Here is a 26,999-nt window from a genome sequence, read left to right on the forward strand (position 1 = left end):
GCCCCTGTGCGGGGCGGCACCTACTTTTCTTTGCCGCCGCAAAGAAAAGTAGGCAAAAGAAAGCGGCTCACACCGCCAATTCTTGACGCTTACCCACGGGCCCCCAACGTCCCCACACTTCACACACCAGTGGCCCTGGTTGGTGCCCGTTGCCAACGCTTCGAATAAACGCCTCACCCGCTTCAATTACCCGTACCCGGGCCAGCGGCAGCGAATGGTATGTGCCGCCCAGGTGGCAAACTGTGTGTAGGTTGTCGCGTCGTATATCTTGGCGCTCCTACCGGGTGGGACGCATGCGCTATCAGTCCGGAGTGAGACGTGTGAGGCGCTACGGCCTACACACAGTTTGCCACCTGGGCGGCGGTGGACTGGCTGGCGCGGCATGCCGAAACGCGGGTGCTTGAAGTGGGTGAGGCGCTCATTCAGAGCGTTGGCAACGAACGTGGGTCACGTGGTTGCCGTGTGAAGTGTAAGAACCTGTGGGGGCCCTCAGGCAAGAAGAAATGTTGGCGGTGTGAGCCGCTTTCTTTTGCCTACTTTTCTTTGCGGCGGCAAAGAAAAGTAGGTGCCGCCCCGCACAGGGGCGACGCCTGAAGCACGCTAACGAATCGCGGATGCCAGCGCAAAGGCCAAAACACCGAACGGCGACGACGCGAGAAGCAAGACAACAAACCGGCGGATGCCAGCAACAACACAAGCACACCCGAATCCACCCTGAACCCTCAGCCCACTCCCACCCTAAACGCCGCCGTCAACTCACTCAACCGCTTAGCCTCATCCGCAAGCGCCGCCGCCGTCGCAGCATTCTCTTCCACCAGCGCCGCGTTCTGCTGCGTCACTTCATCCATCTGCGTAACCGCGAGGCTCACTTCCTTGATCCCGTCGCTTTGCTGCTGCGACGCCGTCGCAATCTCGCCAACAATCTTCGCGACCCGAGAAATGGCGGTCTCGATATCGCGAATGGTATCGCCCGCGCCCGTCGCGATCTGCGCGCCGTGCGCGACGCGCGACGTCGAATCTGCGATCAGGATGCCGATCTCCTTCGCCGCCGCCGCCGAGCGTTGCGCAAGGCTGCGCACCTCCCCCGCGACGACCGCGAAGCCGCGCCCCTCCTCGCCCGCGCGCGCCGCCTCGACAGCCGCGTTCAGCGCCAGAATATTGGTCTGAAACGCAATCCCTTCGATCGCCGTGATGATGCCCGTCATCTTCGACGAACCGGCGTCAATCAGATGCATCGTCTCGACAAGGCTGCCGACGGCTTCGCGCCCGTGCGCCGTCATCGACGATGCGTCTTCGGCCAGCTTGCTCGCGTGCTGCGCGTTCTCGGCGTTCAACTGCACGGTCGATGTCAGCTCGTCCATCGCCGCAGCCGTCTGTTCCAGCGACGCAGCCTGCTCCTCCGTGCGCTGCGACAGATCGAGGTTGCCCGCCGCGATCTGCTGTGTCGCCGCCGCGATCGAATCGGAACCCTTGCGCACCGTCGTGATCGTCGCGCCGAGCTTGTCCTGCATCGTCGCGAGGCCGTGCAGCAGCGTGCCCATCTCGTCCTCAGAACGGATCTCGACGCGCGTGCGCAGTTCGCCCGATGCAATCGCGTCGAACTGGCCAAGCGCGTCGCGCATCGGCGACATGATCGCCCGACGCAACGCCCGCCAGCTGAGGTACGCGACGCCCAGCCCGACGGCAATGCTCGCGATGCACGCCGTCAGCAGCGTGCGAAACGTCGCGGACGAATGGTCGGCGGCGGCCTGCGCAGCGTCGTCGAGATATTTCTCCAGCGCGCCCTGACTCGCGTTCATCGCCGAATACAGGCCAATCAGATGATTCGCGCGGCTCTCGTCCATCCAGTTCGTGTCGCCACTGCCGATCGCCTGGATCAACTGGTCGATGCCGTCGCGCAGCACCGCCGTGCGTTTCGCGTCGAGATCGTCGGTAAGGCTTTGCAGCGCGGGGGTCTTCGGCAGCGCCCGGAATTCGGCCCATGCCCTGTCGGCGTCGCCGAGCAGACGCTTCGCGCGGTTCAACTGCTCGCCGAGCTGCGGCGAATGCGGATTGCTCATGGCCCAGTCGAGGCCGAAGCGCGCCCGCGACATCGCCGTCCCCGAACGGCCCAGCGCCACCACCGACGCAAAATTGACCTCGTACCCGTCGCGCTGCGCCCGGTTGCTCTTCGCCATGCCGAAAATGCCGAGCGCGCCCGTCGCGATCAGCAGCACGCCGAGAAACGCAATCGTCGTCGCGATCCGGGCGTTGATGGTCAAGCTTTTCATGTTGTCTGGTCTCTCGCTGTCTTGCTGTTTTTCGCCAATGAGCCCGGCCGCGCTTGTTCCATATATAAAACATGTTTCCTTATATGGAACTTTAGGCGAGTGTAAGGCGAAAAAAATGAGCAGACCACTGCTCATTCAGCGCGCGTTGCTAGCCCGCGACACCGGATCAACCTGCCGTCGTCACCCAGGCGCGTGCATATAGAACAGCAGCAGCGACAGCGAAACGAGCGATCCCAGCGTCGACAGCAGAATGGTCTGCGAGGTGATGTGCGCCTCGCGTTCGTAGAACTCGGCAAGCATGTAAGGGCCTGTGCCCGTCGGCAGCGCGGCGAGCAGCACGGCCATGTCGACCATCGGGGCGGGCAGCGCGAACACACGCGCGGCGATCCACCATGCGAGCGCAGGCTGAGCGATCAGCTTGATGGCCGTCAGCACGAACGACGTGACGGGCTCGGCCGCCTGCTCCGCCGGCGTGCGCTTTTCCGCGAGGAACAGCCCGAGGCTCACCAGCGCGCACGGGCTCGCCGCGCCGCTCAGCAGCTTCAGGAACGTCTCGACGCTGTGCGGCAGCGCGACATCTGCGCTCGCCGCCAGCACACCGAGAATCGGCGACGCGATCAGCGGATTGCGCAGCAGCCGCCACACCACTTTTGCGCCGAGCTTGTGCGGCGTGCGCTCGGTCTGCAGGCCGATCTCGATCAGCACGATCGCGAGCGCGAACAGCACGCAGGCGACGATGATCGTCGCGATGGTGGTCGGCGTGAGGCTCGCCCTGCCGAATGCGAGCAGCCCGAGCGGAAAGCCGATGTAGCCGGTGTTCGGATACGACGCGGCAATCGCGTCGACGCTTGCATCGGCAAGATGCCGCCCGCTGGCGAGCCGCGCCAGCAGCACAACCACGAACACGCCCGCGCAGGCAATCGAGAACGTCGCGATGAAGGCCGGCTGATCGAGCTGATGCCAGGTCGAATGGGCCATCGTGTCGAACAGCAATGCGGGCAGCGCGAGCCACACCACGAAGCGGTTCAGTTCGGAAGCTGCCGTGGGGCCGAGCAGATTGCGACGGCGGCAAAAGAAGCCCGCGAAGATCAGCGCAAAGACGGGCAGCAGGATTTCGAGCGTAGACAGCATGAAGTTGCGGCAACGAAGGTAAAAAGGGAGGAAACGCGCAAGGGTAAGCGTTTACACCTATACAATCCAATGCCGAATCCAACCCTCGACGATACTTTTTTTGCATCATGCTCGACGTCAAGCCGCTTCGCTACTTCGTCACGCTCGCCGAAACCCGCCATTTCGGGCGTGCGGCCGCGCGGCTGAACCTGTCGCAGCCGCCGCTGAGCCGGCAACTAGCTGCGCTGGAAGCCGCGCTCGGCGTCACGCTGATCGAGCGCAGTCCGCGCAGCGTCACGCTCACGGCCGCGGGCGAGCGTTTCTACGAGGACGCGAAGGCGATACTCGCGTCGATCGAGCAGGCGGCCAGACATGCCCGCGCGGCGGCCGCCGGCGACACTGGCCAGTTGACCGTCGGCTTCACGATGTGCGCCGCGTACAGCGTGCTGCCCAGCTATGCGCGCGCGTACGGTGACGCCTGGCCCGGCGTCACGCTCAACCTGCGCGAAGTCGTATCGAATGATCTGGCGCCGCAGGTGCTGAGCGGGCAGATCGACGCCGCAATCATGTTTCCGGGCGCGCAAAGCAAGGATCTCGACACCCGCGCGATCTTCACCGAGCCGCTATGCGTCGCGTTGTCGCGCGAGCATCCGCTCGCCTGCGCGCATCAACTGAAGATCGCGCAGCTCGCGCGCGAGCCGTTCGTGATGGCGTCGGAAGCCGTGTCGCCGAGCCTGCGCGCGACCATCGTCGATCATTGCGCGCAAGGCGGTTTCGCGCCCGATGTGCGCTTCGAAGTGCAGTTGCAGCAGACAGTGTTGAGTCTCGTCGACGAAGGCGTGGGGATCGCGCTGGTGCCGGAGTCGATGCGCAAGGCGCAACTCGTAGGCGTCGTCTTCAGACCGCTCGACGACGCGCCGACGATTTCGCAAATGCTCGTCTGGTCGCCGTCGAACCGCAACCCATGTCTGGCGCGGTTTCTGGAGATTGCCTGGAAGCGGCGAGCGGAACGAAACGGGGAAGAGAGCCGCGCGTCTGCGCATTCAGGCGCAGACGCGGAAAAGCAGCGTTACAGATAAGCCGAGTTGCGCGCCGATGCAGCCGATGCGCGCGCGATGCGTTCGCTGCGCTCGACCAGTGCCCCGAACAACAGGCCGATCGTGGCCCACATGATTGCCTGCATGCCGAGCGCCGTGAAGCGGAACTTCCACAGCACGACGGCGGGGAACGCTTCGGGCACTTCGTTGACCGTCGGCAGCGCGATCTGGATCGCGGCGATGATCGCGACGAACACGATTCCGCCCACGATCGACGCGTTCCACACGCCGAGCCGCGACACCAGGTGCTTGCGGACTTTCATCGAGAACACCGCCACGACGAGCGACGTGACGATCATCAGGAAGAACAGCCCCGTGCGCATGCCGATGGTTTCCGGATCGCCCACGGAAGGCGGATTCGCCGGATACTTGATGGTCGGCACCAGCACGACGGCGACATAGGCGCCCACTGCGAGCCACGCCGACAACGCACGTGCGCCGAGCCGGCCGACGCGTCCATGCAGATACGCGAACGTCAGCGCGAACAGCCCGCCGAACGCCATGCCATATGCGACGACGCCCGTCAGCAGACCGAGGCCCGCCTGCGTGCCGCGGCTGACGAGTTCTTCTTCATGATCGTGAGCGCCGCTGGCGTCGCCGTGATCGTGCGCGGTTTGCATCTTTTCTTCGAACGAGATCGCCGTATCGACGAGCGGCTCGCCTGCCACGCGCGCAAAGGCGAACGTCAGCAAACCCGCGACGATGCCTGCGAGCATCCCTCGCATCAATAACTTACCCACCATGGTGATGACTCCCTTACGCGATCAGTGGCAAGGAAAGCCGAGCAGATGGCGGCCGTCGTGCACGAATTCATGCACGTACATGCCGGGAATCAGCGAAGTCGCGCCCTGTTCGGCGCCGACGAAATAGAGCGCGAGCAGCATCAGCAGGCCGCCGAACAGAATCCAGGGCAGCAGCTCGCGCAGCGGGATGGGGGTGATGACAGGTTGATCGGTCTGACCGGCGTGGTCGAGAACGGCGTCGTTCATGACGGACATCTCCTTGGGGTTACGCGCCCCGATAGTCGAATGATGAGAGAGGTCGAAGCTTGGGTCTGGCTTCCGGCTTGTGTACAGCCTGTTGTGTACGCATTTGCTGCCGATTACAGTGGCGCGACCGCGCCGGGCTTGCACCGGCTTCCGCGCTTCGAGTGGCGACTATTCTACGGCTAAACTGCGAAACGCTCTCCTGTTTCTTACCCTCTTTCTTCCCATTTCCCGGACCCAAGGCCGTCGATGCGCACACGCCTGTTGTTGATCAGCCACCCGGCGACGGCCGCGCAACGCAAGGGCACGTTCCCCGCCGACGATCCCCTCGATACCCGCGCGGTCGAAGAAGCCACGTCGTTTCGCGCATCGCATGCCGGCTTGCTGAACGCCGATGCCGCGCTCAGCAGCCCCGCTGCGTGCGCGCTGGACACGGCGCGGGCGCTTGGACTGGCGGCGACGATCGTACCGGATCTCGCCGACGCCGACTTCGGCCGCTGGCGTGGGCGCCGTTTGCTCGACGTGGCGAACGAGGACACGAACGCACTCGACACATGGACGCGCGATCCGTCATCCGCGCCGCATGGCGGCGAATCATTCGATGCGCTGACCTTGCGTGTCGGCGGCTGGCTCGATGCGTTCGAGCAGCGCGGCACGGTCATCGCCGTCACGCATGCGGGAGTGATCCGCGCGGCGCTCATGCATGTGCTGCAAGCGCCGTCCGCGAGATTCGCGCGTATCGAGGTGCCGCCCCTTTCCGTCGTCGAACTGCAACGCGATCAGCGCGGCTGGACGTGGTGGCCCGCACCGGACCGTCGAAGCTGAGACGCCCGCGCGCGCTCACAGCGTCGGACACGACAGCACCTGCTGCGGATTGAGCGTCGTGCCAGGCATGCCGTCGGTGGCGGGCTTGCCCTGCGCCGGCGTCGCGATCAGGCGCACGGCATCCGTCCCCGCGTTGGCGAGCACGTAGCGCTCGGGGCGGCCTTGCGGCTGCCAGTACGCGCGATAGATGCCGCCGTCCTTCAACACATGCAGCGTGCCCGGCACCGTCTTGCCGCCCGCGATGAAATCGACGGGCTCGCCGTCGCGCAACGCGAAGCCGCTCGCGGCCGACACGCTCGATGCGCCCGACGCGCCCGCGCCCGCCAGCACGCCGCACGATGCATCGCCCGTTGCCGCGACGGCCAGTTGTGCGACGGTCCATAGCGCGAGCGGCGCGATTGCTCTGATTGTCATGGCGGACCTCGAGTTGTCTGGAATCGTCTGGAATGGCGAGCCGAATAGTGCGTCAGGCGCCTCGGGCGCGTTGCAAAGCGCATACCCGGCATGGCCTGCGGACATCTGACCGCGTGAATTTTGACCGCGTGGCACCGCGCTTTTTGATGTGCGATAAAAGACGAGACTCAAGAGTCAGATCATTCACAAGCGTTCACCGAAAAGAGGCAACTGATGGCTACGCTCGAAGCGTTTCGTTCCGTGCTCGACGATGCACGCACGCCCGAGATCATCCGCAATCACATCATCGATTCGCTGCAGTACGCGCTGCGCAACCACGGCCAGGTTTTCACGTCGAAGGAAGTCGAATGGCTTGCCAAGTGGGACGATGCGCGCATTCCGCTCGCCGCCAGCCGCGAACTCCAGAAACGCTTGACGCAAACGGCCGACTGAGCGCGCCGAGCGGCCGCGCGCGGTGCCGCGCGCCAGACGGGCATGCTCCGCGAAAGCGGTCGCGGGAAAGTTTCTGCTACCCAAAGCCCTGTTTTTAGGGCATAATATATTTAACGCAGCGCTCTGCCCGCATCACCCGTCAACTTCTTCACCGTAACGCGTCAACGTCTTCTCGTCTTCGCCGCGTTGCACTGATTGCATTGCATCCCAGCCGTCCCGTTATCGCGCAACATCATGCAGCGGCAACACGGCGGTCTTCGTCACTCCGGCCACGCGCTGCACGCCTGAACCCGACGGGGTGACATTCGCTACGTTCGTTGCCCGTGCGGCATCAGCGTATTTTTCTCCATCCGTTCCGCGTTGATCGCGGTTGCGTCCGAGCCAGCGCATACGGCTCGCGCGAGACTTTTTCCATTGCGGCGCGCCCCATGGCGCTGCGCCGCCCGCTGCCTATTCGCCGCGCCTGCCCGTTGCAGTGACGCGCGCCGGCAGCCGCATCACAGGACTGTGTATATGACGACGCAAGGCATCAAGACGTACAAGGGCTACGAAATTCATCCGCTGATCTATCCGCGCCGCACGGCGAACGGCGTGGCGCACCGCAATTCGATCGACAGCGGCTATGACGCGTCGGTTCGCATCTGCCGGGTCGGCGCGAACGCCGCCGCCGATGGCCGCGTGTTCCGCCTGTCGTATTTCCGGCCGTTCGAAGGCGCGGGCAAGGCCCGCATAGCCTGCATGGAGCATGCAGCACAAGTGATCGACGGCCGGGTCGACGGACAGACGGTTTCCGACCTTTGATCTCGCGCAGCGCAACGCGCGCATCAGCATCATCGTCTCACCGCATCGACGCGGCAGCCTTCGTGCTGCCGCGCAAATTACGCTGCGCGCCGCGCGCGCCGCACCCTTCCCTCATCGACCAGGAGTAATGCATGGCGAAAGAAGAACTGCTTGAACTGGACGGCATCGTCGACGAAGTACTACCCGATAGCCGCTACCGCGTCACGCTGGATAACGGCGTGGTCGTGGGCGCGTACGCGTCGGGACGCATGCGCAAGAATCACATCCGTATCCTCGCGGGCGACCGCGTCACGCTCGAACTGTCGGTCTACGACCTGACCAAAGGGCGCATCAATTTCCGTCACAAGGACGAACGAAGCAGCGGCCCGCGTAGCGCACCCATGCGCCGCCGCTAACGTAGCGGCAACCCACTGAAGCGTCCCGCGCTCATGACCGGCGCGACGCAATGGTGAATCGACGTACAGGGCAACCGTCGATCACCGTAAGAGATGCGGCATGTGCAACGCATGCCGATCGATTCACCCACGAAAGACCGCACGCGGATCGTCGCTCGCGCTGGTCTGCATACGCGTCACGACGCGCTCTTCCAGTTCCGCGAGATGCGCGCGCATTGCTTCGAGCGCCGCGTTCAAGTCACCATCGTCCAGCGCCTCGATGAGCTGCGCGTGTTCGTCGGCGGAGCAGGTCGTGCCCTTCGACGGATCGTAAAGCGCCTTGTACAGCTCCGTCTTCGCCACGAGTTGCGCGACGAAGCCCTGCAACTCCGCGCTCCCCGCGATCTGCGTCAGCAGCACATGAAAGTGCCCCGCCAGCCGCACCTGTTCATCCACGCGGCCTTCCTTCAGCGCCTTTTTCTCGCTTGCGATATGCGCCTTCAGCACACGCCTGTCCTGCGACGACAGCGCACCGCATAGCGCGGTGACGATCCCAGCCTCGACGATCTGCCGCGCGCGATAGACCTGGCGCACATCCTCCTCCGACGGCGCCGGCACGAACGCGCCGCGATTCGCTTCCAGCACCAGCTTGCCTTCGAACCCCAACCGCGCCAGCACCTTGCGCAGCGCGCCGCGCGTGCAGTTGAACGCGGCCGCGAGATCGCGCTCGACGAGCTGCGCGCCCGGGCGCAGCCGGCCTTCGAGCAGCGCCGTGGTGATCGACGCATAGATGCGGTCCTCGACGTTGTCGTCTTCCGGGGCAGGCGGCGGTGTGTGCGGGCGTGTGGCCATGGTGTGCGAGTGGGAAGGTGGCGGCGGCGGCCGTATTTTAGCGGCGCGCGGCCCTACGCGCATGAAGCGTCGACAGCATCGGCCCAATACCGGGGATAGCGGATTTGCGCCGAATGGTTAACCATTTTCCGATATTATGGTTAACCAAACGCTTTCGACTGATCCGTAGGACACCCCGTGAACCAGACTCCCGGCATCGATTCCCCGCGCATTTCGCATCGCACGACATCGTCGGCCCTATCGTGGCAGGACGGGCTCTGGCTTGCCGTCATCGTGGCGATCGGCATCAACCTGCGGCCGCTGCTGACGTCCGTGAGCCCGTTGATGGCGACGATCCGCGCGGCCACGGGTCTCAGTTTCTCGGGCGCCTCGCTGTTGACCAGCCTGCCTGTCGTCGCGATGGGATTCGGCGCGTTCGGCGCGGGCTTGCTGACGCGCGTGGTCGGCGAAGCGCGCGGGGTCGCGCTGGGGCTGCTGGCTATTGGTGTCGCGTGCGGCGCGCGGCTGGCTGCTTCGAGCGGCACGGCGTTGCTGATGACGGCGCTCGTCGCGGGCACGGGCGTCGCCGTCATTCAGGCGCTGTTGCCGGGCGTGATGAAGCAGCGCTTTCATGCACGCGTGCCGCTTGCGATGGGCCTGTTCTCCGCGTCGATCATGGGCGGCGGCGGGCTGGGCGCGAGCCTCAGCCCCTATGTCGCGAAGGCGTCCGGTTCATGGCACGCGGGCCTCGCGATGTGGGCCGTGCCTGCTGCGCTCGCCTGCATGTGCTGGCTCGCGCTGCAACGCCGCGCATCGGCGCTCGATGGACCCGCCGCCGCGCCCCTGGCTGCGAGTCCTGGGCACGCGCATGTGGCGATCTGGAAGAAGCGCCGCGCGTGGGCATTGGGCCTGCACTTCGGCCTCGTCAATGGCGGCTACACGACGCTGGTTGCGTGGCTGCCCGCGTACTACCAGCAACGTGGCGCGAGCGTCGCGCAGAGCGGTTCGCTGCTCGCGGCGATGACCGTCTTCCAGGCGGCGTCGGCGCTACTGCTGCCGCTCGCGGCCGCGTCGTTCCGCGACCGCCGGCCGTGGCTCGTCGCCGGACTGTCCGCGCAACTGGTGGGGATCGTCGGGCTGCTCGCGTATCCGGATGCGTTGCCGCTCGCGTGGGTCGCGATTGCAGGCGCGGGACTCGGTGGTACGTTCTCGCTGACGCTCGTGACGGCGCTCGATCATGCCGGCGATCATCGCCTCGCCGGAAAGCTCGTTGCGTTCGTGCAGGGCGTGGGCTTCATCGTGGCGGCGATTTCGCCTGTCGTCGCCGGACGCTTGCGCGACCTGACGGGCAGCTTCGCGGCCGCGTGGATCATGCTCGCGGCCTGCATCGCCGCGATGATCGCCTTGACCTTCGCATTTTCGCCGCGCAGCTACGCACGCTGGCTCGGCTCGCGGTAAAGCGCGCTACGCGAGCAGGTCGTAGATGGGCTGGCTCCGCACTCGCTGCTTCGCGCCAAACAGGTGCAGCGCACCGGGACGCGCACTGACACGGTGCGACAACAGGATGCTGCAATGATCACTCGAAGCTGTGCGCAGCAAACGTTAGGGCGATTGTCGATTGATGGCATACAAGTTGCAGGATGACTGCACGCTTTCCGCCAGGTCGCAGCAAACATGCAACTGCTGCCCACCCGCCGCAAGACGCAATGCAGAAGCCGCAATCCGACGAATGAAGCTGTGTAACTTCCCCTATTCCATACCGGGCAATCCATGCTGCGTGTTTTGCTCGTAACCGATACCGACAAACCCATCGGCGAGTTGCGCGATACGCTTGCGCGGCTCGGCTACGAGATGCTCGCCGCCACCGCGTCGCCGCAGGCGCTGCACAAGACTGTCGAGAGCGAACGGCCCGACGTGATCATCGTCGACACGGAATCGCCTTCGCGCGATACGCTCGAACAGCTTGCCGTGATGAACGCGACGGCGCCGCGCCCGGTGCTGATGTTCAGCCACGACGCCAACCAGCAGCTGATACGCGATGCCGTCGGCGCGGGCGTGACGGCATATCTTGTCGAAGGACTGGCGACGGAGCGCCTCGCGCCGATTCTCGAAGTGGCGCTGGCGCGCTTCGCGCAGGAGTCACAACTGCGCGAGCGGCTGGCGCAGGCCGAGAACGAACTGGCCGAGCGCAAGCTGATCGACCGCGCGAAGCGCCTGCTGATGGATTCGCAAAAGATGACCGAACACGCCGCCTACGCGACGATGCGCAAGCGCGCGATGAACCAGGGCGTGAAGCTCGCCGAGGTTGCGCGCCAGATCGTCGCCGCAGCCGACCTGCCCGATTGATGCGCTGCCCATGAACTCACCCGCCTACCTTTCTTCCCCCGACGAACCCGGCAAGCTCGAGAAGACGCACTTGCGGCTTGGTTTCGTCGCGCTCAGCGACGCTGCGCCGCTGGTTGCCGCGAAGCTGCTCGAATTCGGCCATGCGCACGGACTGACGATCGAACTGCTGAAGCAGCCGTCGTGGGCCGCGATACGCGACAAGCTGTTGTCGGGCGATCTCGATGCTGCGCATTCGCTTTATGGCCTCGTGTATGGCGTGCAGCTCGGCATTGGTGGCCCGCAAACGGATATGGCCGTGTTGATGGTGCTGAACCGCAACGGCCAGGCGATCACGGTATCGAACCGTCTTGCTGCTGCGCTCGACGAGCACAAGACGCTGCCTGCCGCGCTGGCGACGCTCGGGCGCAAGCCCGTGTTCGCGCAGACTTTCCCGACGGGTACGCATGCGATGTGGCTGTATTACTGGCTCGCTTCGCAGGGCGTGCATCCTTTGCGCGATATCGAAGGCGTGGTGATTCCGCCGCCGCAGATGGTCGATGCGCTTGCGCAGGATCGGCTTGACGGGCTGTGTGTCGGCGAGCCGTGGAATGCGGTTGCGCAGGAGCGCGGTGTTGGCAGAACGATCGCGTATACGAGTGAGGTGTGGCCGGATCATCCAGAGAAGGTGCTGGCGAGCCGGCGCGATTTTGTTACGCGGTATCCGAATACGGCTCGGGCGCTCGTGCAGACGATGCTCGAGGCGTGCCGGTGGCTTGATGACGATGTGCATCGGGTGGAGATTTCGGCTCGGCTCGCCAGCGATGAGTTTGTTGGCGTGCCTGCCGGGCTGATTGCTCCACGGTTGATTGCTGCGGGTTCTGATGAAAAGCGGCGGGCTGTGAAGTTTTTTGCTGATGGGGCGGTGAATTATCCGCATCCTGCGGAAGGGGTTTGGTTTTTTGCGCAGTATGCGCGGTGGGGGATGGCTGGGTGGAGGGATGATTTTGCGCGTATTGCGGGGGAGGTTAATCAGGTTGAACTGTATTGCCAGGCGGCCGCCAATGTTGGAGTGAGGGTGTGGGCCGATGCGCCGTCGGCGGTGCTCGTTGATGGGCGGGTTTGGGATGGGAATGCGGATCAGGCTTATATGCGAGGGTTTTTGATCAGGGCCTGAAGGGGGTTCTTGTCTGCGACTTCGTGGCGTGGCTGGTTTGTTCTTTGCGCTGGCATCCGCGTTGCGTTAGCTTGCTTCACGCGTCGCCCCTGTGCGGGGCGGCACCTACTTTTCTTTGCCGCCGCAAAGAAAAGTAGGCAAAAGAAAGCGGCTCACACCGCCAATTCTAGTTCTTGCCTGAGGGCCCCCAAAGGGTCTTACGCTTCACACGGCAATCACGTGACCCACGTTCGTTGCCAACGCTGTTGCGGCGCGCCTCACCCGCTTCACGCTCCCGCGTCACGGCACGCCTTGCCGGGCAGTCCACGGCCGCCCAGGTGGCAAACTGTGTGTCGGCTTTCGCGCCATACGCGCCTCACTCCGGACCGATAGCGCACGCATCCCACCTGGTAAGAGCGCCAAGCTATACGACGCGACAACCTACACACAGTTTGCCACCTGGGCGGCACATACCATTCGCTGCCGCTGGCCCGGGTACGGGTACGGGTACGGGTACGGGTACGGGTACGGGTACGGGTACGGGTAATTGAAGCGGGTGAGGCGTTTATTCGAAGCGTTGGCAACGGGCACCAACCAGGGCCACTGGTGTGTGAAGTGTGGGGACGTTGGGGGCCCGTGGGTAAGCGTCAAGAATTGGCGGTGTGAGCCGCTTTCTTTTGCCTACTTTTCTTTGCGGCGGCAAAGAAAAGTAGGTGCCGCCCCGCACAGGGGCGACGCCTGAAGCGAACTAACGTAACGCGGATGCCAGCGCAAAGCCAAATCGCGGATGCCAGCGCAAACCCAGGCAATCCAAACCAAAACAAAAAAACCAAACCCAAACCCACTTCAATGCGCAGCAATATAAGCCTTAACAGCTGGCAGACCATCCTTCCCATCAAAAGTCTGCACCCCAGAAAGCCACTTATCCAAAGCCTGCGGATTAGCCTTCAACCAGGCAAGCGCCGCCTTATTAGCATCTTCCTTGTTCATGATAGGCACCATCACATGATTCTCGATAGCCGTCGTGAACTGCAAGTTCGACACCAACTTCGCCGCATTCGGACACCGCGCAGCGTAATCCGGCGGCGTAGCCGTAAACACCTTAGCCTCGCCATAATTAGGCCCGAACACATCATCCCCGCCAGACAGATAATCGATCTTCATCTGCACGTTCATCGGATGCGGCTCCCAGCCGAGAAACACAATCCACTTCTTGTCTCGAACCGCACGGTTCACTTCCACCAGCATGCCCGCCTCGCTCGACTCGACCAGCTTGAACTTGCCAAGCCCGAACTGATTCCCATCGATCATCTTCTTGATCAAAGCATTGCCGTCATTTCCCGGCTCGATGCCATAAATCTTTCCATCGAGCTTGTCCGCATACTTCGCAATATCGCTGAAGTTCTTCAGCCCGCCGTTGTACACATAATCCGGCACCGCAAGCGTATACTTCGCGCCCGTCAGATTCGGCGTCGCCAGCACCTTGATCGTGCCGGACTTCACGAACGGCTGGATGATCGGGTCCATCGTCGGCGCCCAATACCCGAGGAACACGTCGATCTGCTTGCTCTTGATACCCGCAAACGTAATCGGCACGGAAGCAATCGTCTTCGTCGGGTTATAGCCGAGCCCCTGGAAGAGCGTCGATGCCAGCCCCGTCGTCGCGGCAATGTCGGTCCAGCCAACATCAGCGAACCGGACGTTGCGGCACACGGCAGGGTCGGCGGCATGCGCGGTCGCGGCAGCCGTCGCGCACAGCGCGGCCACCATCATCAGCTTGCGTTTCATCAGATTCTCCTCAGTATGATTTGTTGGCAACTCGACGCGCTAGTTCGCGTGGCGGCGCTCGACGCTCGGCGCATGGCCGAACTGCGCGCGATACGCCTTGCTGAAATGACACGGCGAATGAAATCCGCACACAGCCGTCACGCGCGCAATCGATGCATCCGTCGTGCGCAGCAGATCGCGCGCGCGCCGCAAACGCAACGACAGGTAGTAATGCGTCGGCGACACGCTCAGATAAACCTTGAACATCCGCTGTAAATGGCGCTGTGACAATTGCACGAGCCGCGCGAGTTCTTCGAGCGACAAAGGCTCTTCGATATTCGCTTCCATCAACCGCACCACTTCGATCAGTTCGGCACGCGAGAACCCGACCCGCGCATCGACAGGGATCGGCTGCGGATCGCTCGCGCTACGGATGCGCTCCAGAATGAACTGCTCGGACACCTGCGCCGCAAGGTTCTGCCCAAAGCGGGAACTGACGAGATCGAGCATCAGATCGAGCGGCGCAGTGCCGCCCGTGCACGTCAGCCGATCGCGATCGATCACGAACAGCTCGTCGGCGAATTGCACATGCGGATAGTCCTTGTGCAGCGCCGACAGGTCCTCCCAATGCACGGAGCAGCGATAACCGTCGAGCAGCCCCGCCGCCATCAACGCATAAGCGCCCGTGCAAATGCCGCCCAACGGCACGCCTTGCGATGCGGCATCCGCGAGCAGCGTCTTCACGTTGGCATCGACGGCATTGCGTATCTGCGTGCCGCCGCACACGATCAGCACGTCCGGCATGCCCGCCTCTTCCAGCGTGCGCGTCGGCTTGACGGTCAGGCCGTTGCTCGCCCGCACGGGCACGCCGTCCGTCGTGATCACAGACCAGCGATAGTGCTGCGCACGCGAAACATAATTCGCCATTCGCAGCACCTCGACCGCGCTCGTGAACGCGATCATCGAAAAACTGGGCAAAGTCAGAAAGCCCACATGCGCAAGATTCGACAACGGCGCTTCAGCCCTGATAGACGTCACGTCGCGCTCCGTGATGCACAAAGAAGAATGTGTTTGGCCACCGCGAAAGCCAAAGGCTCTCGCGGGACGACCACTATTGGTTCTATTGCAGACGCGCCGAAAATCCGGCGCCTGAGTGAAAACGACAGAGACCTAGCTTTGCGCGACAGCCGGCTGCTCGCGGCGTACGCGCATCACATTGCGCAGACCCGCAAAGCGCGGCGCGGTAGCCGAGCCGGGAGAGCGGCCGAAGCTCTCGGTAATACGGTCCAGAATGATCGCCAGCAACACGACGGACAAACCGCTTTCGAAACCCAAGCCGATATCGAGGCGCTGAATACTCGCGAGCACATCGTTGCCGAGACCGCCCGCGCCCACCATCGACGCAATGATCACCATCGACAGCGCCATCATGATGGTCTGGTTCACGCCCTGCATGATCGACGGCAAGGCGTTCGGGAATTGCACCTTGTACAGCAGCTGCCACGGCGTGCAGCCGAAGGCCTGCCCCGCTTCGACGATCTCGCGATTCACGTGCTTGATGCCGAGACTCGTCAGACGCACGGCGGGCGGCATCGCGAAGATCACGGTGGACAGAATCCCCGGCACGCGCCCAAGACCGAACAACATCGCAGCGGGAATCAGGTAGACGAAGGCGGGCATCGTCTGCATCAGGTCGAGAATCGGCCGCACGATCATCTGCACATGCTTGTTCTTCGCGGTCCAGATGCCGAGCGGAATGCCGAATACGAGGCTGATCAGCGTCGAAGACAGCGTGAGACCCAGCGTGATGACCGTCTGGTCCCAGAAGCCGGTTGCGTAAATCAGCAATAGCGAGGCAGTAGCGAAAATGGCAAAGCGCCAGCCCACGCGCCACAAACCGATCGCAATGAAGAACGCCATCAGCGCCCACATCGGAATGGCCTGCAGGCCATGCTCGATCATCGCGGCAAAGCTCTCGATCGCCTTGCCGATCGAATCGAACGTGCTCGCATCGTGATCGAGCAGATAGTGAACGGACTGGTCGACCCAACGGCCGAGTGGAATCATCTCAGACATGGGCGCCACCTCTGTTACGCGTAATGACCTTCAGGACCGCGGCCTGATCGACGGAACCGCAATAGCGGTCCTCGTCGTCGACCACGGGCAGAGCCGTCGTGCTCGCGCACACGCGCGACACGACATGTTCGAGCGGCGCGCCGCGCGAAATGCATTCGACCTTGTTGAGCGACGGCGACGCATTGCCGATCGCATCGCGTGTGACGAAGCCGCGAATGCGGCGCTCGGCATCCAGCACGAATGCGTACTCGGCGCTGCCGTTCAGCGACTCGGCAACGCTCGTCTGATCGAGATTGCGGACCAGCGGCACGCCGTTCGCCTGCATCAGATCGCCCGCCGTCAGATAGCGGCTGGTATCGACGCCTTCGAAGAACGCGCGCACGTAGTCGTCCGCCGGGTTCGCGATGATGTCCTGCGGCGTGCCGATCTGCACGACGCGCCCGCCTTCCATGATCGCGATACGGGTGCCGATACGCAGCGCCTCTTCCAGATCGTGGGACACGAAAAGAATGGTGCGCCGCTGGTTCTTCTGCAATTCCAGCAGCACGTTCTGCATTTCCTTGCGCTTGAGCGGGTCGAGCGCCGAGAACGCTTCGTCCATGATCATCAGCGACGGGTTCACTGCCAGCGCGCGCGCCAGCCCCACCCGCTGCTGCATGCCGCCCGACAGCTCGGAAGGCAGCTTACCCGCGAAGGTCGCGAGGCCCACCTGTTCGAGCACTTCGAGGGCACGCTTCTCGCGCTGCTTGCGGCCCATGCCTCCGACTTCGAGGCCGAACGCCGCATTCGACAGCACCGTGCGTTGCGGCATCAGCGCGAACGACTGGAACACCATGCTCATGTCGGTGCGGCGCAGCGAGATCAACTCCGAGCGCTTGATGGCGGCGACGTCGCGGCCATCGATAATGACCTTGCCGGCCGTCGGTTCGACGAGCCGGTTGATAAGACGGATCAGCGTGGACTTGCCGGAGCCGGACAAGCCCATCAGCACGAAAATCTCGCCTTCCTGCACGTCAAAGGAAACGTTGTGGACGCCCACCACATGCCCCGTCCTGGCGAATACCTCGTCCTTCGACGCGCCTCGCGAGAGCATGTCCTGCGCCAACTTCGGGTTAGGCCCGAAAACCTTACATAATCCTTCGACCACGACCTTTGGGGATTTCATCGAGTCCATCTCCTCGTGGTGCAGGCGCCGGCCTGCACATGTGTGACTACATAGTTGCCAGAAAAAACCCCGCCTAGCCGACTAATTGCGACAAACCCTTGCGCAAATGCGACACGAGGAAAAGCGAACGGGCGTTAGCGGATGCGTGCAGCCCTTGTCCAGCAAGGGTTTGCGAGGATGCTGCAGTGCGTGATGAGCGAATGCGCGTGTCGCTTATTGGAAGGTCCGCGTGCAGCGAATCACGCATGCGAGCGCGTCGCCGCATGGGCCAGCAAGGGTTCTCCCTGCCATGCCGCGCACGCTCGTTGTGCGATCGCTTCTGTTGCGCTGCAACGGCGCCGCGTCGCAAGCCTCGCACGCTTTCGGCGAATGCCATCTCGCGCGGCGAATCGGCTAAGCTGATCAGCACCGAGGTACGAATTACGAAAAACGAAGCCAGGACAGGAGACCCCATGCGCAAACTCCGCTCGCAAAGCTGGTTCGGCCGTAACGACAAGGACGGCTTCATCCATCGTTCGTGGATGAAAAATCAGGGCATTCCGCACGATGCATTCGACGGCCGCCCGGTGGTCGGCATCTGCAATACATGGTCGGAGCTGACGCCCTGCAACGCGCACTTCCGCGAGCTTGCCGAGTACGTGAAGCGCGGCGTGCGCGAGGCGGGCGGCCTGCCGCTCGAATTCCCCGTGATGTCGCTCGGCGAATCGAATCTGCGGCCCACGGCGATGCTGTTTCGCAATCTGGCTTCGATGGATGTCGAGGAGTCGATACGCGGCAATCCGCTCGACGGCGTGATCCTGCTGGTCGGCTGCGACAAGACCACGCCCGCGCTGCTGATGGGCGCGGCCTCGTGCAACCTGCCCGCACTCGCGGTGTCGGGCGGCCCGATGCTCAATGGCCGCTTTCGCGGCCGCACGATCGGCTCGGGCACGGGCGTGTGGCAAATGTCCGAGGAAGTGCGCGCGGGCACGATGAGCCAGCAGGAATTCATCGATGCCGAATCGTGCATGAACCGCTCGCGCGGGCATTGCATGACGATGGGCACGGCATCGACGATGGCGTCGATGGTCGAATCGCTCGGCATCGGCCTGCCGCACAACGCGGCGATTCCCGCTGTCGATGCGCGCCGCCAGGTGCTCGCGCATCTGGCCGGACGCCGCATCGTCGAGATGGTCCGCGACGATCTGACGATGGACAAGATCCTCACGCGCGAAGCCTTCGAAAACGCGATCCGCACGAACGCTGCGATCGGCGGATCGACGAATGCCGTCGTGCATCTGATTGCGCTTGCGAGGCGCATCGGCGTCGATCTCGCACTCGACGACTGGGAACTCGGCTCGGATGTGCCGTGCCTCGTGAACCTGCAGCCCTCGGGCGAGTACCTGATGGAAGATTTCTACTACGCGGGCGGCTTGCCCGCCGTGCTGCGGCAACTGGGCGAACAAGGGCTGCTGCATCGCGACGCGTTGACCGTCAACGGCAAGACCCTGTGGGACAACGTCTGCGATGCGCCCAACTACGATCAGAAGGTGATTACCACGTTCGCCGAGCCGTTCAAGCCGCACGCGGGCATCGCCGTGCTGCGCGGCAACCTCGCGCCGGATGGCGCGGTCATCAAGCCGTCGGCGGCGACGGCCTCGCTGTTGAAGCATCGCGGGCGCGCGGTGGTGTTCGAGAACGTCGAAGAACTGCACGCGAAGGTCGACGACGAAGCGCTCGATATCGACGAGCATTGCGTGATGGTGCTCAAGGGCGCGGGGCCGAAGGGCTATCCCGGTTTCGCCGAGGTCGGCAACATGCCGCTGCCGAAAAAGGTCCTGCAAAAAGGCATCACCGACATGGTCCGCATTTCCGATGGCCGCATGAGCGGCACGGCATATGGCGCCGTAGTGCTGCACGTATCGCCCGAAGCGGCGGCGGGCGGACCGCTTGCGCTCGTGCAGACGGGCGACATGATCGAACTCGACGTCGCCGCGCGGCGCCTGCATCTGGACGTATCCGACGACGAACTGGAACGGCGCCGCGCCGCCTGGCGCGCGCCTGAACTGCCCGCGCGCGGCTATTACCGTCTTTACGTCGAGCATGTGTTGCAGGCCGACCAGGGCGCCGATCTCGACTTCCTGGTGGGCGCGAGCGGCGCGCCCGTGCCGCGCGATTCGCATTGATCATGACGCGCCCCGCCCCGTTCTCGCCACACGGCATGTGGCCCGTGCTCTACGCCTGCTTCGACGCGAACGACACGCTCGACCGTCAAGCGATCCACACGCAGATCGACGCGACGATCGATGCGGGCGCAGGCGGCATCGTGATTCTCGGTCTCGCGACGGAAGCGCACCGTTTGTCGCTCGAGGAGAAGCAGCGCTTTATCGAATGGACGGGCGCGCGCATTGCGGCACGCGTGCCGTTCGCCGTCACGATCACGGGCGACACGCCGGACGCGCAACTCGCATTGGCGGATTACGCAGCGGACCACGGTGCGTCGTCGCTGATCCTGCAACCGCCATCCGTGCGCGGCAAGCCCGAATCGTTCTACTTCGATTTTTTCGCCGACGTCATGCAGCGCGTGCGCGTGCCCGTCGGCATCCAGAATGCGCCTGAATATCTGGGCGTTGGACTCACGGTTGAATCGCTGGTCGCGCTTGCCGCACAATGCGGGCAGTTTCAGTGGCTCAAGGGCGAAGGCCCCGCCACGATCATTCAATCGACGATCGAACAACTGCGCGAACAAGGCAGTCCGTTGCCCGCTTTCAATGGGCGCGGAGGCCAGGAATTGATCGACAATCTGCGCGCCGGATGCGCGGGCCTGATCGTCGCGCCTGATTCGTTCGACTGGCAAGCCGCGATTTACCGCGCTTTCATGGAGGACGATCAGGCTAACGCGCAAGCGCTATACGAACGCATCCTGCCATCCATCGTCTTCGTGATGCAATCGCTCGATGCATTGACCTGCTACGGCAAACGGATCGCAGCGTGGCGCATGGGTTTCGATGTCGCGCACGACCGGGGCATGCGTCCGACTGCATTCGGTCTGTCATGTGCGCGCCGCTTTGCGGCGGCGCTCGGTCCGTTTGCGGATCGGCGCAACACGGCCCGTTGAAGCAAAAAAGAGGAAGGCGGTCTCGCGACCGCGCTTCCTCCTTCGGCATCAGCGTGGAGCGCTAAGCCTTACTGTGCTGCCGATGCTGCTTCGTCGCTGGCTGCCTTTGCGGGCGCTGCCTTCTTGTGTGCGTGCTTCTTCGCGTGGTGGTGCTTCTTCGCGTGGTGCTTGGCAGCGGGTGCCGATGCTGCTGCCGGCGCTGCTTCCGTTGCTGCGGCAGCCGTTGCTGCGGGAGCCGATGCCTGCGCGAATGCAGCGATCGAGAACAGACCTGCCAGAGCGGCGGCGATGATGTGCTTGTTCATTGCTTGAATCCTCAAACCTTGGGTTGTTGACTGACGGCTCGCTGGCCGTCTGACCTGATTGGGTCATCGCTCTAAACGCGCCGGGTCATGAAGCGTTGACGCATTTCTCGCGGCAATCGCCATCCTTGACAGTTCTTTACACGAACTGCCATTCCGCCATCAATGACGACCTTTTTATTGCCGCTTAGCCGCCTGAAATCCTGGCGCGCAAATGCATCGTTTTCTTAAAAAAAGCATCGCCGGTCGAACGGGATCGGCCATTCGATTGCGTCTGCGAAGCGAAGAAGTGTTGCAAATCGTGCACGCCTATTGCGTCGGATTTTTTCGAAATTCGTCAGTATTGCTTCAAAACCCCACTCAGCGGTTGCGCTGTTCGCTAACCTTACGTCTTCTGTTCATTTTTCCTTCAGCGCGCAGGAAAAAGCCCGCGTCCAGCCAGAAATGGCGTGCATCGCGCCGCCACGTTCCGAAGTCCATTGGACGTTCCACCGACGTTGTCCAGCTTTCCCATCATGAATGCCACTCGTATCGATGCCGCTCGCGATTTCCGGATTGCCATTGCAGACGACCACCCCGTTATCCGGCACGCTGTCATCAACGCGTTGTCCAGCATGCCAGGCTATAACGTCGATGCCGCCGCCAGATCGGGCAACGAACTGCTGCAGGTGCTGTCCGATGGCAACTGGGATCTGATCATCACGGACCTGACAATGGGGACCGCGCGCAACGACATCGACGGGCTCGCGCTTATTGCGCGGCTGCGCAAGCGCCACCCCGACATTCCCGTCGTCGTCTTCACCATGCTTGCCAACGATGACGTACTGATCCGCGTATCCCGTTCAGGTGTCGCGGGCATCGTCGACAAGCGCGAGGGGGTCGACGAATTCCGCATCGCCGCGCACGAAGTGATGCAGCATCGCCGGCCTTATTTCTCGGCGAATATCCGTGCGCGGCTTCGTCATCATCGCCCTCAGGGCAATGAAAAGGACAGCGGCAAGCCCGTCCTGACGAAAAAGGAAATGGATGTGATCCGGCTGTTTGCTTCCGGCGCGTCGTTGACCGAAATCGCGCGACAGGTGAACCGGTCGGTCTCGACCGTCGCGACGCAAAAAAGCACCGCAATGAAAAAACTGCAACTGGCGACGAATGCCGATCTCGTCAAGTACTCGCAGCTCAATGGCCTGATCTGATGCGCGGTCTCCGTTCGCATTGAAAAAGCCGCTCGCGTCGCGCGAGCGGCCCGCTTCCAGCAAGGGACGGGATGAGCCTCAGAAGTTGAAGTTATCGATATTGCTTGCGTCGAAGGTGGTCGGCGGTCCAAGAATGATTTCGCCTTGCGCGCCGATGGTGCGCTTGCCCAGTTTGCCCGCGTCGAACGATTCGCCTTCCTTGCCCGTGATCGCGCCCGACGCGAGACTTGCAGCCGCGTACGCCGCGAGATAGCCCAACTGGCCCGGGTCCCACAACTGGAACGCTTTCACGGTGCCGTTCTTCACGAACGCGCGCATCTGGTTAGGCGTGCCGAGCCCCGTCACCACAACCTTTCCTTTGCTCGACGACGTCGAGATATAGCGCGCCGCCGCCGCAATGCCAACGGATGTGGGCGCCACGATAGCCTTCAGGTTCGGATACGCCTGCAAAAGCCCCTGCGTCTCGACGAACGACTTCTGGTCATCGTCGTTGCCGTACGCGATCTTCACGAGCTTCAGCTTCGAATACTCGGGCTTCTTCAGTTCTTCCTGCATCCACTTGATCCACGTATTCTGGTTCGTCGCGTTCGGCGTGGCCGACAGAATCGCGAACTCGCCCTCGCCGCCCATCAGCTTCGACACAAGCTGAATCTGCCCGCGCCCGATGCTCTCCGCGTTGGCCTGATTCACGAACAGCTGACGGCCATCGGGCGCCGTGTCGGAATCGAACGTCACGACCTTGATGCCTTGCGACATCGCCTTCTTCAGATACGGCACGAGCGCATTCGCGTCGTTCGCCGCGATGACGATGGCATCCTGACGCTGCGTGGTCAGCGTATTGATGTACGACACCTGCGACGACGCGCCCGCGTCCGACGGCCCCACCACCTTGCCCTGCCCCTTGAACTCCTTGATCGCGGCCATGCCGCCGTCGTCGGCGATCACTTCGTACGGGTTGTTGATCTGCTTGGGCACGAACGCGATCTTCAGGTCCGGCTTGATGCCTGCTGCGGACGCGGCGACGCTCACGCCCAGCAAGGCCGCGCAAAGCATCATCGCTCCCGCGTGACGCAGTGGTTTGTTCATCTGTTGTCTCCTGGTGGTGGATCGGACTTTTTGGCGTCCGGTTGAATTAAACGGCATCATGTACGGCGGTTCGACCTGGCTTACGGCGCAGCCGGCTTCGTCAACGACTGAGCGGCGATCAGCTTGCGGTCGCGCATCGCGCGCCAGCGCGCGACGAGGTTCGGAATCAGTACCGATGCGAGCAGGAGTGCGCCCGTCACGATGGTCAGCGTTTCGCTGGAGACGTCGTCGAGCGTGAGGGCGTTCTTCAATACGCCGATGATCAGCAACGACAGCAGCACGCCGACCATCGACCCGCGTCCGCCGAAGATGCTCACGCCGCCGAACAGCACGGCCGCGATCACCGACAGCTCGAAGCCTTCGCCGTTGTCGCCCCGCGCGCTCGTGAAGCGCAGCGTGTAGACGATGCCTGCGAGCGCGCTCATGAAGCCCGACAGCATGAAAAGACGCATCCTTACTTTCGCGACCTCGATGCCCGAGAACGCGGCCGCCGTCGAATTCGCGCCGATCGCGTAGAGACTGCGGCCGAACGCCGTTGCCTGCAACAGCACGGTGAACAGCACGGCGCAAACAATGACGATCACGAACGGCAGCGGAATGAACGTGCCGAACAGCGTGTCCATGCCGAACGCCGTGTAGCCCGGCGGAAAATCCGCGACGGCCTGATCGCCGAGCAGCACATACGACAGCCCGCGAAACAGCGCGAGCGTGCCGATCGTCACGGCAAGCGACGGCAGATTCAGCTTCACGATCACGAGCCCGTTGAACAGCCCCGCGATCATGCCGAACAGCAGCACGAGCGCGATCACCACGGGCATCGGCAGGCCCATGTGCCACAGCACGCCCATCAGCGCGCTCGACGCGCCCAGCACCGACGCCACGGACAGGTCGATCTCCGCCGCGACGATGATCAGCGTCATCGGCAACGCCATCAGCGCGATCTCGGTGAGGTCGGCGAGCACGTTGCTGAGATTCGCGCCCGTCAGGAACACGGGCGACAGCAAGCGCCCCAGCCCGAGCGACAGGATCAGCACGACGACCAGCAAGGTTTCCCAGCGCAGCGGCGTTTCGCGCTTGCGCGTGGGCAGTGCGGAATCGGGTTTAGCCATGATCGCGTTTCCTCATCATGCGTTTGGCGACGGAGCGGGCCAGCAGCGTGTCGGCGGCAATGGCAGCGACGATCAGCGCGCCTTCGATAGCCTGCTCCCAGAACGGCGACACGTGCAGCACGACGAGCGCGATGCTGATCACGCCGAGCACGAGCGCGCCGAGCGTTGCGCCGAGTATCGTGCCGACGCCGCCCGTGATCGCCACGCTCCCGACGACGGCCGCCGCCACCACCTGCAGTTCGATGCCTTTCGCGGTGCTCGCGTCGACGGTGCCGAAGCGCGCGAGCCACAGCGCGCCCGCGAAGCCCGCAATCGCACCCGACAGCAGGAAGCCCGACATCACCCGCCGCTCGACGTTGACGCCCGCGAGGCGCGCCGCCTCGGGGTTCGAGCCGATCGCGTAGTGCTCGCGGCCCGCGCGGAAATGCTTCAGATAGAACGACAGCACCAACAGGACGGCGGCGGCGATCAGCGCGAGCGTCGGGATGCCGAGCACGGTGCCCGTCGCGAGACGCGAGTACGCCTCGGGCAGGCTCGTTGCGTTGATCTGGCCGCCATGCACCCACGCGTAGTCGGCGCCGCGGAAGATGTAGAGCGTCGATAGCGTCGCCACCAGCGACGGCACGCGCCCCACTGCGATCAGCAGCGCATTGATGCCGCCCGCGACGAGCCCGATCGCGACGCCCGCAACGAGTGCCACCAGCACGGGCATCTGCGGGAACGCCACGTACAGACTGCCGACGGCGTATGCGCTGATGCCGACCGTCGAGCCTATCGACAGATCGATGTGCCGCATCAGGATGACGACCGTCATGCCCGCTGTCAGCAAGCTGACGATCGACACGTTGAGCAGCACGTCGCGCAGATTCTGCAGGTTCAGGAACTGCGGGCGCGCCAGCGACGTGCCGAGTATGAGCAGGATCAGCACGACGAAGAGCGTCGTCTCGCGGCTCTTCGCGATGGTCCCGACTATGCCGCCCGGACGGGAGCGCGCGCGTTGCAACGGCGCGTGTTCGATCGACGCCGCGTGTGAATGAGTCGAATGCCGGATCATGCTGCGCGCCCCAGTAATGCCGCCGATTGCCCGAGTGCCGCGCTCATGATGCGCTCCTCGCTCGCCTCGGCGCGCGGGATGTCCGCGCTGATGCGGCCTTCGTGCATCACGAGCACGCGGTCCGCCATGCCGAGCACTTCGGGCAGTTCGCTCGATATCATCAACACGGCCATGCCTTCCTGCACGAGTTCGGAGAGCGCGCCATACACTTCCGCTTTCGCGCCGACATCGATGCCGCGCGTCGGTTCGTCGATGATCAGCACTTTCGGGCCCGTTGCGAGCCATTTGCCGAGCACCACTTTTTGCTGGTTGCCGCCTGACAGCGTGCCGACGGGTGCGGAAGGATCGCTTGCCTTCAGGCGCAGACGCGTGCCCCAGCGCGTCGCGAGTTGCGTCTCGCTGCGCGTCGAGATCAGGCCGTGGCGCACGAGGCGCCCAAGCACCGTCATTGACGCATTGCGCGCGATGCTCAGCTCCAGCGCCAGACCTTGCTGGCGGCGATCTTCCGGCACGAGCGCAAGGCCGGCGCGCACGGCCGCGGCGGGACTGCCCCTCTTCAGACGCTGGCCGGCGATCTGCACTTCGCCCGAATCGATCGGGTCGATGCCGAAGATCGCGCGCGCCACTTCGCTGCGGCCCGCGCCGACCAGGCCCGCGAGCGCGACGATTTCGCCTGCGCGCACATCGAACGAGACATCCTTGAACACGCCGACACGCGTCAGGTTGCGCACCGACAGACGCACGTCGCCGGGCGTCACATCCGCCTTCGGATAGAACGTTTCGAGGTCGCGTCCTACCATCTTCGCGACCACCGATTCCGTCGTCATCTCCGACGTCGGCGCATCGAACACCTTCGCGCCGTCGCGCATGATCGTGACATGCTGTGTCAACGCAAACACCTCATCGAGCCGATGCGTGATGAACAGGATCGCGACGTCGCGCTCGCGTAGCTTGCGCACGATCGCAAACAGCCGCTCGACTTCGGGCAGCGACAGCGCCGCCGTCGGCTCGTCCATGATCAGCACGTTCGCGTTCAGCGATAGCGCCTTCGCAATCTCGATGACTTGCTGGTCGGCGATCGACAGGCCGCGCACCAGACGATCCGCGCGCAGATCGACGCCCAGCGACGCCAGCAGCCCATCGACTTCGCGGCGCATTGCATCGTGCTGAATGCGGCCGAAGCGATCGACGGGCTGCCGTCCCATGAAGATGTTCTCGGCAATCGACAGATCGAAGAACAGCGTCGGTTCCTGATAGATGACGGCGAGTCCCGCGTCGCGCGCTTCGGCGGGCGTGGCGAAACGGCGCTCGACGCCATCGATGCGAAGCTCGCCCGTATCCGGCTGATGCACGCCCGCGAGTATCTTCACGAGCGTCGACTTGCCCGCGCCGTTCTCGCCGAGCAGCGCATGCACTTCGCCGGGCCACAGCACCAGTTCGCCGTCCGACAGCGCGCGCACGCGGCCGAACGTTTTGCTGGCGTGCCGCAGTGCCAGCCGCGGCACGCTTTCAGTGTGTTGCTCCACCCTGTT

The 26,999-nt window shown here is 63.6% G+C and carries 26 protein-coding genes and 1 riboswitch; of the genes, 11 read left to right on the top strand and 15 right to left on the bottom strand.

Annotated elements, in window-relative coordinates:
- Window positions 1-722: 722 nt before the first annotated feature.
- Window positions 723-2,270: a methyl-accepting chemotaxis protein gene (locus C2L66_RS25550; RefSeq protein WP_060605751.1), complete on the bottom strand. Its 1,548-nt coding sequence runs from the start codon at window positions 2,268-2,270 to the stop codon at window positions 723-725.
- A gap of 180 nt (window positions 2,271-2,450) precedes the next feature.
- Window positions 2,451-3,401, bottom strand: coding sequence for an AEC family transporter (locus tag C2L66_RS25555; RefSeq protein WP_060605748.1), 951 nt, complete (start codon window positions 3,399-3,401; stop codon window positions 2,451-2,453).
- A 107-nt stretch (window positions 3,402-3,508) separates the two neighbouring features.
- Between C2L66_RS25555 and C2L66_RS25560 the strand changes: the two genes are divergently transcribed.
- Window positions 3,509-4,459: a LysR family transcriptional regulator gene (locus C2L66_RS25560; protein ID WP_060605745.1), complete on the top strand. Its 951-nt coding sequence runs from the start codon at window positions 3,509-3,511 to the stop codon at window positions 4,457-4,459.
- Here the strand turns inward: C2L66_RS25560 and C2L66_RS25565 are convergent.
- Together C2L66_RS25565 and C2L66_RS25570 are read right to left on the bottom strand one after the other, a co-directional pair.
- The gene (locus tag C2L66_RS25565) at window positions 4,450-5,220 is read right to left on the bottom strand and encodes a CbtA family protein (RefSeq protein WP_060605742.1); all 771 of its coding nucleotides are present in this window, start codon (window positions 5,218-5,220) and stop codon (window positions 4,450-4,452) included. The two genes, C2L66_RS25560 and C2L66_RS25565, sit on opposite strands and share 10 nt — an antisense overlap.
- Before the next feature lie 21 nt (window positions 5,221-5,241).
- The gene (locus tag C2L66_RS25570) at window positions 5,242-5,466 is read right to left on the bottom strand and encodes a CbtB domain-containing protein (protein WP_060607189.1); all 225 of its coding nucleotides are present in this window, start codon (window positions 5,464-5,466) and stop codon (window positions 5,242-5,244) included.
- A 44-nt stretch (window positions 5,467-5,510) separates the two neighbouring features.
- A riboswitch (cobalamin riboswitch) is annotated at window positions 5,511-5,665 on the bottom strand.
- A gap of 47 nt (window positions 5,666-5,712) precedes the next feature.
- Between C2L66_RS25570 and C2L66_RS25575 the strand changes: the two genes are divergently transcribed.
- Window positions 5,713-6,288, top strand: a complete 576-nt coding sequence (locus C2L66_RS25575) for a histidine phosphatase family protein (RefSeq protein WP_060605739.1) — start codon at window positions 5,713-5,715, stop codon at window positions 6,286-6,288.
- Window positions 6,289-6,303: 15 nt separating this feature from the next.
- Here the strand turns inward: C2L66_RS25575 and C2L66_RS25580 are convergent, their stop codons facing one another.
- On the bottom strand, window positions 6,304-6,702 hold the full coding sequence (locus C2L66_RS25580; protein WP_054930775.1) for a hypothetical protein: 399 nt from the start codon (window positions 6,700-6,702) through the stop codon (window positions 6,304-6,306).
- A gap of 213 nt (window positions 6,703-6,915) precedes the next feature.
- On the opposite strand from C2L66_RS25580, the gene C2L66_RS25585 reads away from it, so the two are divergent.
- From C2L66_RS25585 to infA, 3 genes are all read left to right on the top strand, one after another.
- Window positions 6,916-7,134, top strand: coding sequence for a hypothetical protein (locus C2L66_RS25585; protein WP_060605736.1), 219 nt, complete (start codon window positions 6,916-6,918; stop codon window positions 7,132-7,134).
- 513 nt (window positions 7,135-7,647) lie between these two features.
- Window positions 7,648-7,935, top strand: coding sequence for a hypothetical protein (locus C2L66_RS25590; protein ID WP_035988551.1), 288 nt, complete (start codon window positions 7,648-7,650; stop codon window positions 7,933-7,935).
- 131 nt (window positions 7,936-8,066) lie between these two features.
- Window positions 8,067-8,330, top strand: coding sequence for a translation initiation factor IF-1 (infA, locus tag C2L66_RS25595; protein ID WP_007743365.1), 264 nt, complete (start codon window positions 8,067-8,069; stop codon window positions 8,328-8,330).
- Between the two features lie 123 nt (window positions 8,331-8,453).
- On the opposite strand, the gene C2L66_RS25600 is transcribed toward infA, so the two are convergent.
- Complete coding sequence (locus C2L66_RS25600) at window positions 8,454-9,161, bottom strand: GntR family transcriptional regulator (protein ID WP_054930772.1); 708 nt, start codon at window positions 9,159-9,161, stop codon at window positions 8,454-8,456.
- A 177-nt stretch (window positions 9,162-9,338) separates the two neighbouring features.
- Between C2L66_RS25600 and C2L66_RS25605 the strand changes: the two genes are divergently transcribed.
- The 3 genes from C2L66_RS25605 (at window position 9,339) to C2L66_RS25615 (ending at window position 12,639) form a co-directional block, all read left to right on the top strand.
- A complete protein-coding gene (locus C2L66_RS25605; protein ID WP_060605735.1) occupies window positions 9,339-10,598 on the top strand; it encodes a cyanate transporter in 1,260 nt (419 codons plus the stop codon).
- Between the two features lie 312 nt (window positions 10,599-10,910).
- Entirely contained in the window at window positions 10,911-11,486 is a 576-nt protein-coding gene (locus C2L66_RS25610) for an ANTAR domain-containing response regulator (RefSeq protein WP_054930776.1), read from the top strand.
- A 10-nt stretch (window positions 11,487-11,496) separates the two neighbouring features.
- Entirely contained in the window at window positions 11,497-12,639 is a 1,143-nt protein-coding gene (locus tag C2L66_RS25615; RefSeq protein WP_060605734.1) for a CmpA/NrtA family ABC transporter substrate-binding protein, read from the top strand.
- A gap of 825 nt (window positions 12,640-13,464) precedes the next feature.
- Here the strand turns inward: C2L66_RS25615 and C2L66_RS25620 are convergent.
- The 4 genes from C2L66_RS25620 to C2L66_RS25635 all read right to left on the bottom strand — a co-directional run bounded on the left by C2L66_RS25620 (window position 13,465) and on the right by C2L66_RS25635 (window position 17,626).
- On the bottom strand, window positions 13,465-14,406 hold the full coding sequence (locus C2L66_RS25620) for a choline ABC transporter substrate-binding protein (RefSeq protein WP_054930778.1): 942 nt from the start codon (window positions 14,404-14,406) through the stop codon (window positions 13,465-13,467).
- A 39-nt stretch (window positions 14,407-14,445) separates the two neighbouring features.
- Window positions 14,446-15,423, bottom strand: coding sequence for a GlxA family transcriptional regulator (locus C2L66_RS25625; RefSeq protein ID WP_224101237.1), 978 nt, complete (start codon window positions 15,421-15,423; stop codon window positions 14,446-14,448).
- A gap of 132 nt (window positions 15,424-15,555) precedes the next feature.
- Window positions 15,556-16,461, bottom strand: a complete 906-nt coding sequence (gene choW / locus C2L66_RS25630) for a choline ABC transporter permease subunit (RefSeq protein ID WP_054930779.1) — start codon at window positions 16,459-16,461, stop codon at window positions 15,556-15,558.
- Window positions 16,454-17,626, bottom strand: a complete 1,173-nt coding sequence (locus tag C2L66_RS25635) for a quaternary amine ABC transporter ATP-binding protein (RefSeq protein ID WP_054930803.1) — start codon at window positions 17,624-17,626, stop codon at window positions 16,454-16,456. Before C2L66_RS25635 ends, choW begins: the two co-directional genes overlap by 8 nt.
- Window positions 17,627-18,078: 452 nt before the next feature.
- On the opposite strand from C2L66_RS25635, the gene C2L66_RS25640 reads away from it, so the two are divergent.
- Together C2L66_RS25640 and C2L66_RS25645 are read left to right on the top strand one after the other, a co-directional pair.
- Window positions 18,079-19,791 carry an IlvD/Edd family dehydratase gene (locus tag C2L66_RS25640; protein ID WP_060605733.1) on the top strand — a complete coding sequence of 571 codons (1,713 nt, stop codon included), beginning with the start codon at window positions 18,079-18,081 and terminating at the stop codon, window positions 19,789-19,791.
- Between the two features lie 2 nt (window positions 19,792-19,793).
- Window positions 19,794-20,723 (top strand): dihydrodipicolinate synthase family protein, encoded by a 930-nt coding sequence (locus C2L66_RS25645; RefSeq protein ID WP_233444981.1) that lies wholly within the window; start codon window positions 19,794-19,796, stop codon window positions 20,721-20,723.
- Between the two features lie 68 nt (window positions 20,724-20,791).
- Here C2L66_RS25645 and C2L66_RS25650 read toward each other — a convergent pair whose 3' ends face one another.
- Window positions 20,792-21,028: a hypothetical protein gene (locus C2L66_RS25650; RefSeq protein WP_054930781.1), complete on the bottom strand. Its 237-nt coding sequence runs from the start codon at window positions 21,026-21,028 to the stop codon at window positions 20,792-20,794.
- Between the two features lie 512 nt (window positions 21,029-21,540).
- Here C2L66_RS25650 and C2L66_RS25655 point away from each other — a divergent pair.
- Window positions 21,541-22,218: a response regulator transcription factor gene (locus C2L66_RS25655; protein ID WP_231950052.1), complete on the top strand. Its 678-nt coding sequence runs from the start codon at window positions 21,541-21,543 to the stop codon at window positions 22,216-22,218.
- 78 nt (window positions 22,219-22,296) lie between these two features.
- Here C2L66_RS25655 and rhaS read toward each other — a convergent pair whose 3' ends face one another.
- From rhaS to C2L66_RS25675, 4 genes are all read right to left on the bottom strand, one after another.
- Window positions 22,297-23,304: a rhamnose ABC transporter substrate-binding protein gene (gene rhaS, locus C2L66_RS25660; RefSeq protein WP_060605732.1), complete on the bottom strand. Its 1,008-nt coding sequence runs from the start codon at window positions 23,302-23,304 to the stop codon at window positions 22,297-22,299.
- 80 nt (window positions 23,305-23,384) lie between these two features.
- Window positions 23,385-24,413, bottom strand: coding sequence for an ABC transporter permease (locus tag C2L66_RS25665; protein WP_060605729.1), 1,029 nt, complete (start codon window positions 24,411-24,413; stop codon window positions 23,385-23,387).
- Window positions 24,406-25,467 carry an ABC transporter permease gene (locus tag C2L66_RS25670; RefSeq protein WP_060605725.1) on the bottom strand — a complete coding sequence of 354 codons (1,062 nt, stop codon included), beginning with the start codon at window positions 25,465-25,467 and terminating at the stop codon, window positions 24,406-24,408. Before C2L66_RS25670 ends, C2L66_RS25665 begins: the two co-directional genes overlap by 8 nt.
- Window positions 25,464-26,993 (bottom strand): sugar ABC transporter ATP-binding protein, encoded by a 1,530-nt coding sequence (locus C2L66_RS25675; protein ID WP_409372605.1) that lies wholly within the window; start codon window positions 26,991-26,993, stop codon window positions 25,464-25,466. The genes C2L66_RS25670 and C2L66_RS25675 overlap by 4 nt, the downstream gene beginning before the upstream one ends.
- Window positions 26,994-26,999: the final 6 nt, after the last annotated feature.

This window comes from Paraburkholderia caribensis, from assembly GCF_002902945.1.
GTDB lineage: Bacteria > Pseudomonadota > Gammaproteobacteria > Burkholderiales > Burkholderiaceae > Paraburkholderia > Paraburkholderia caribensis.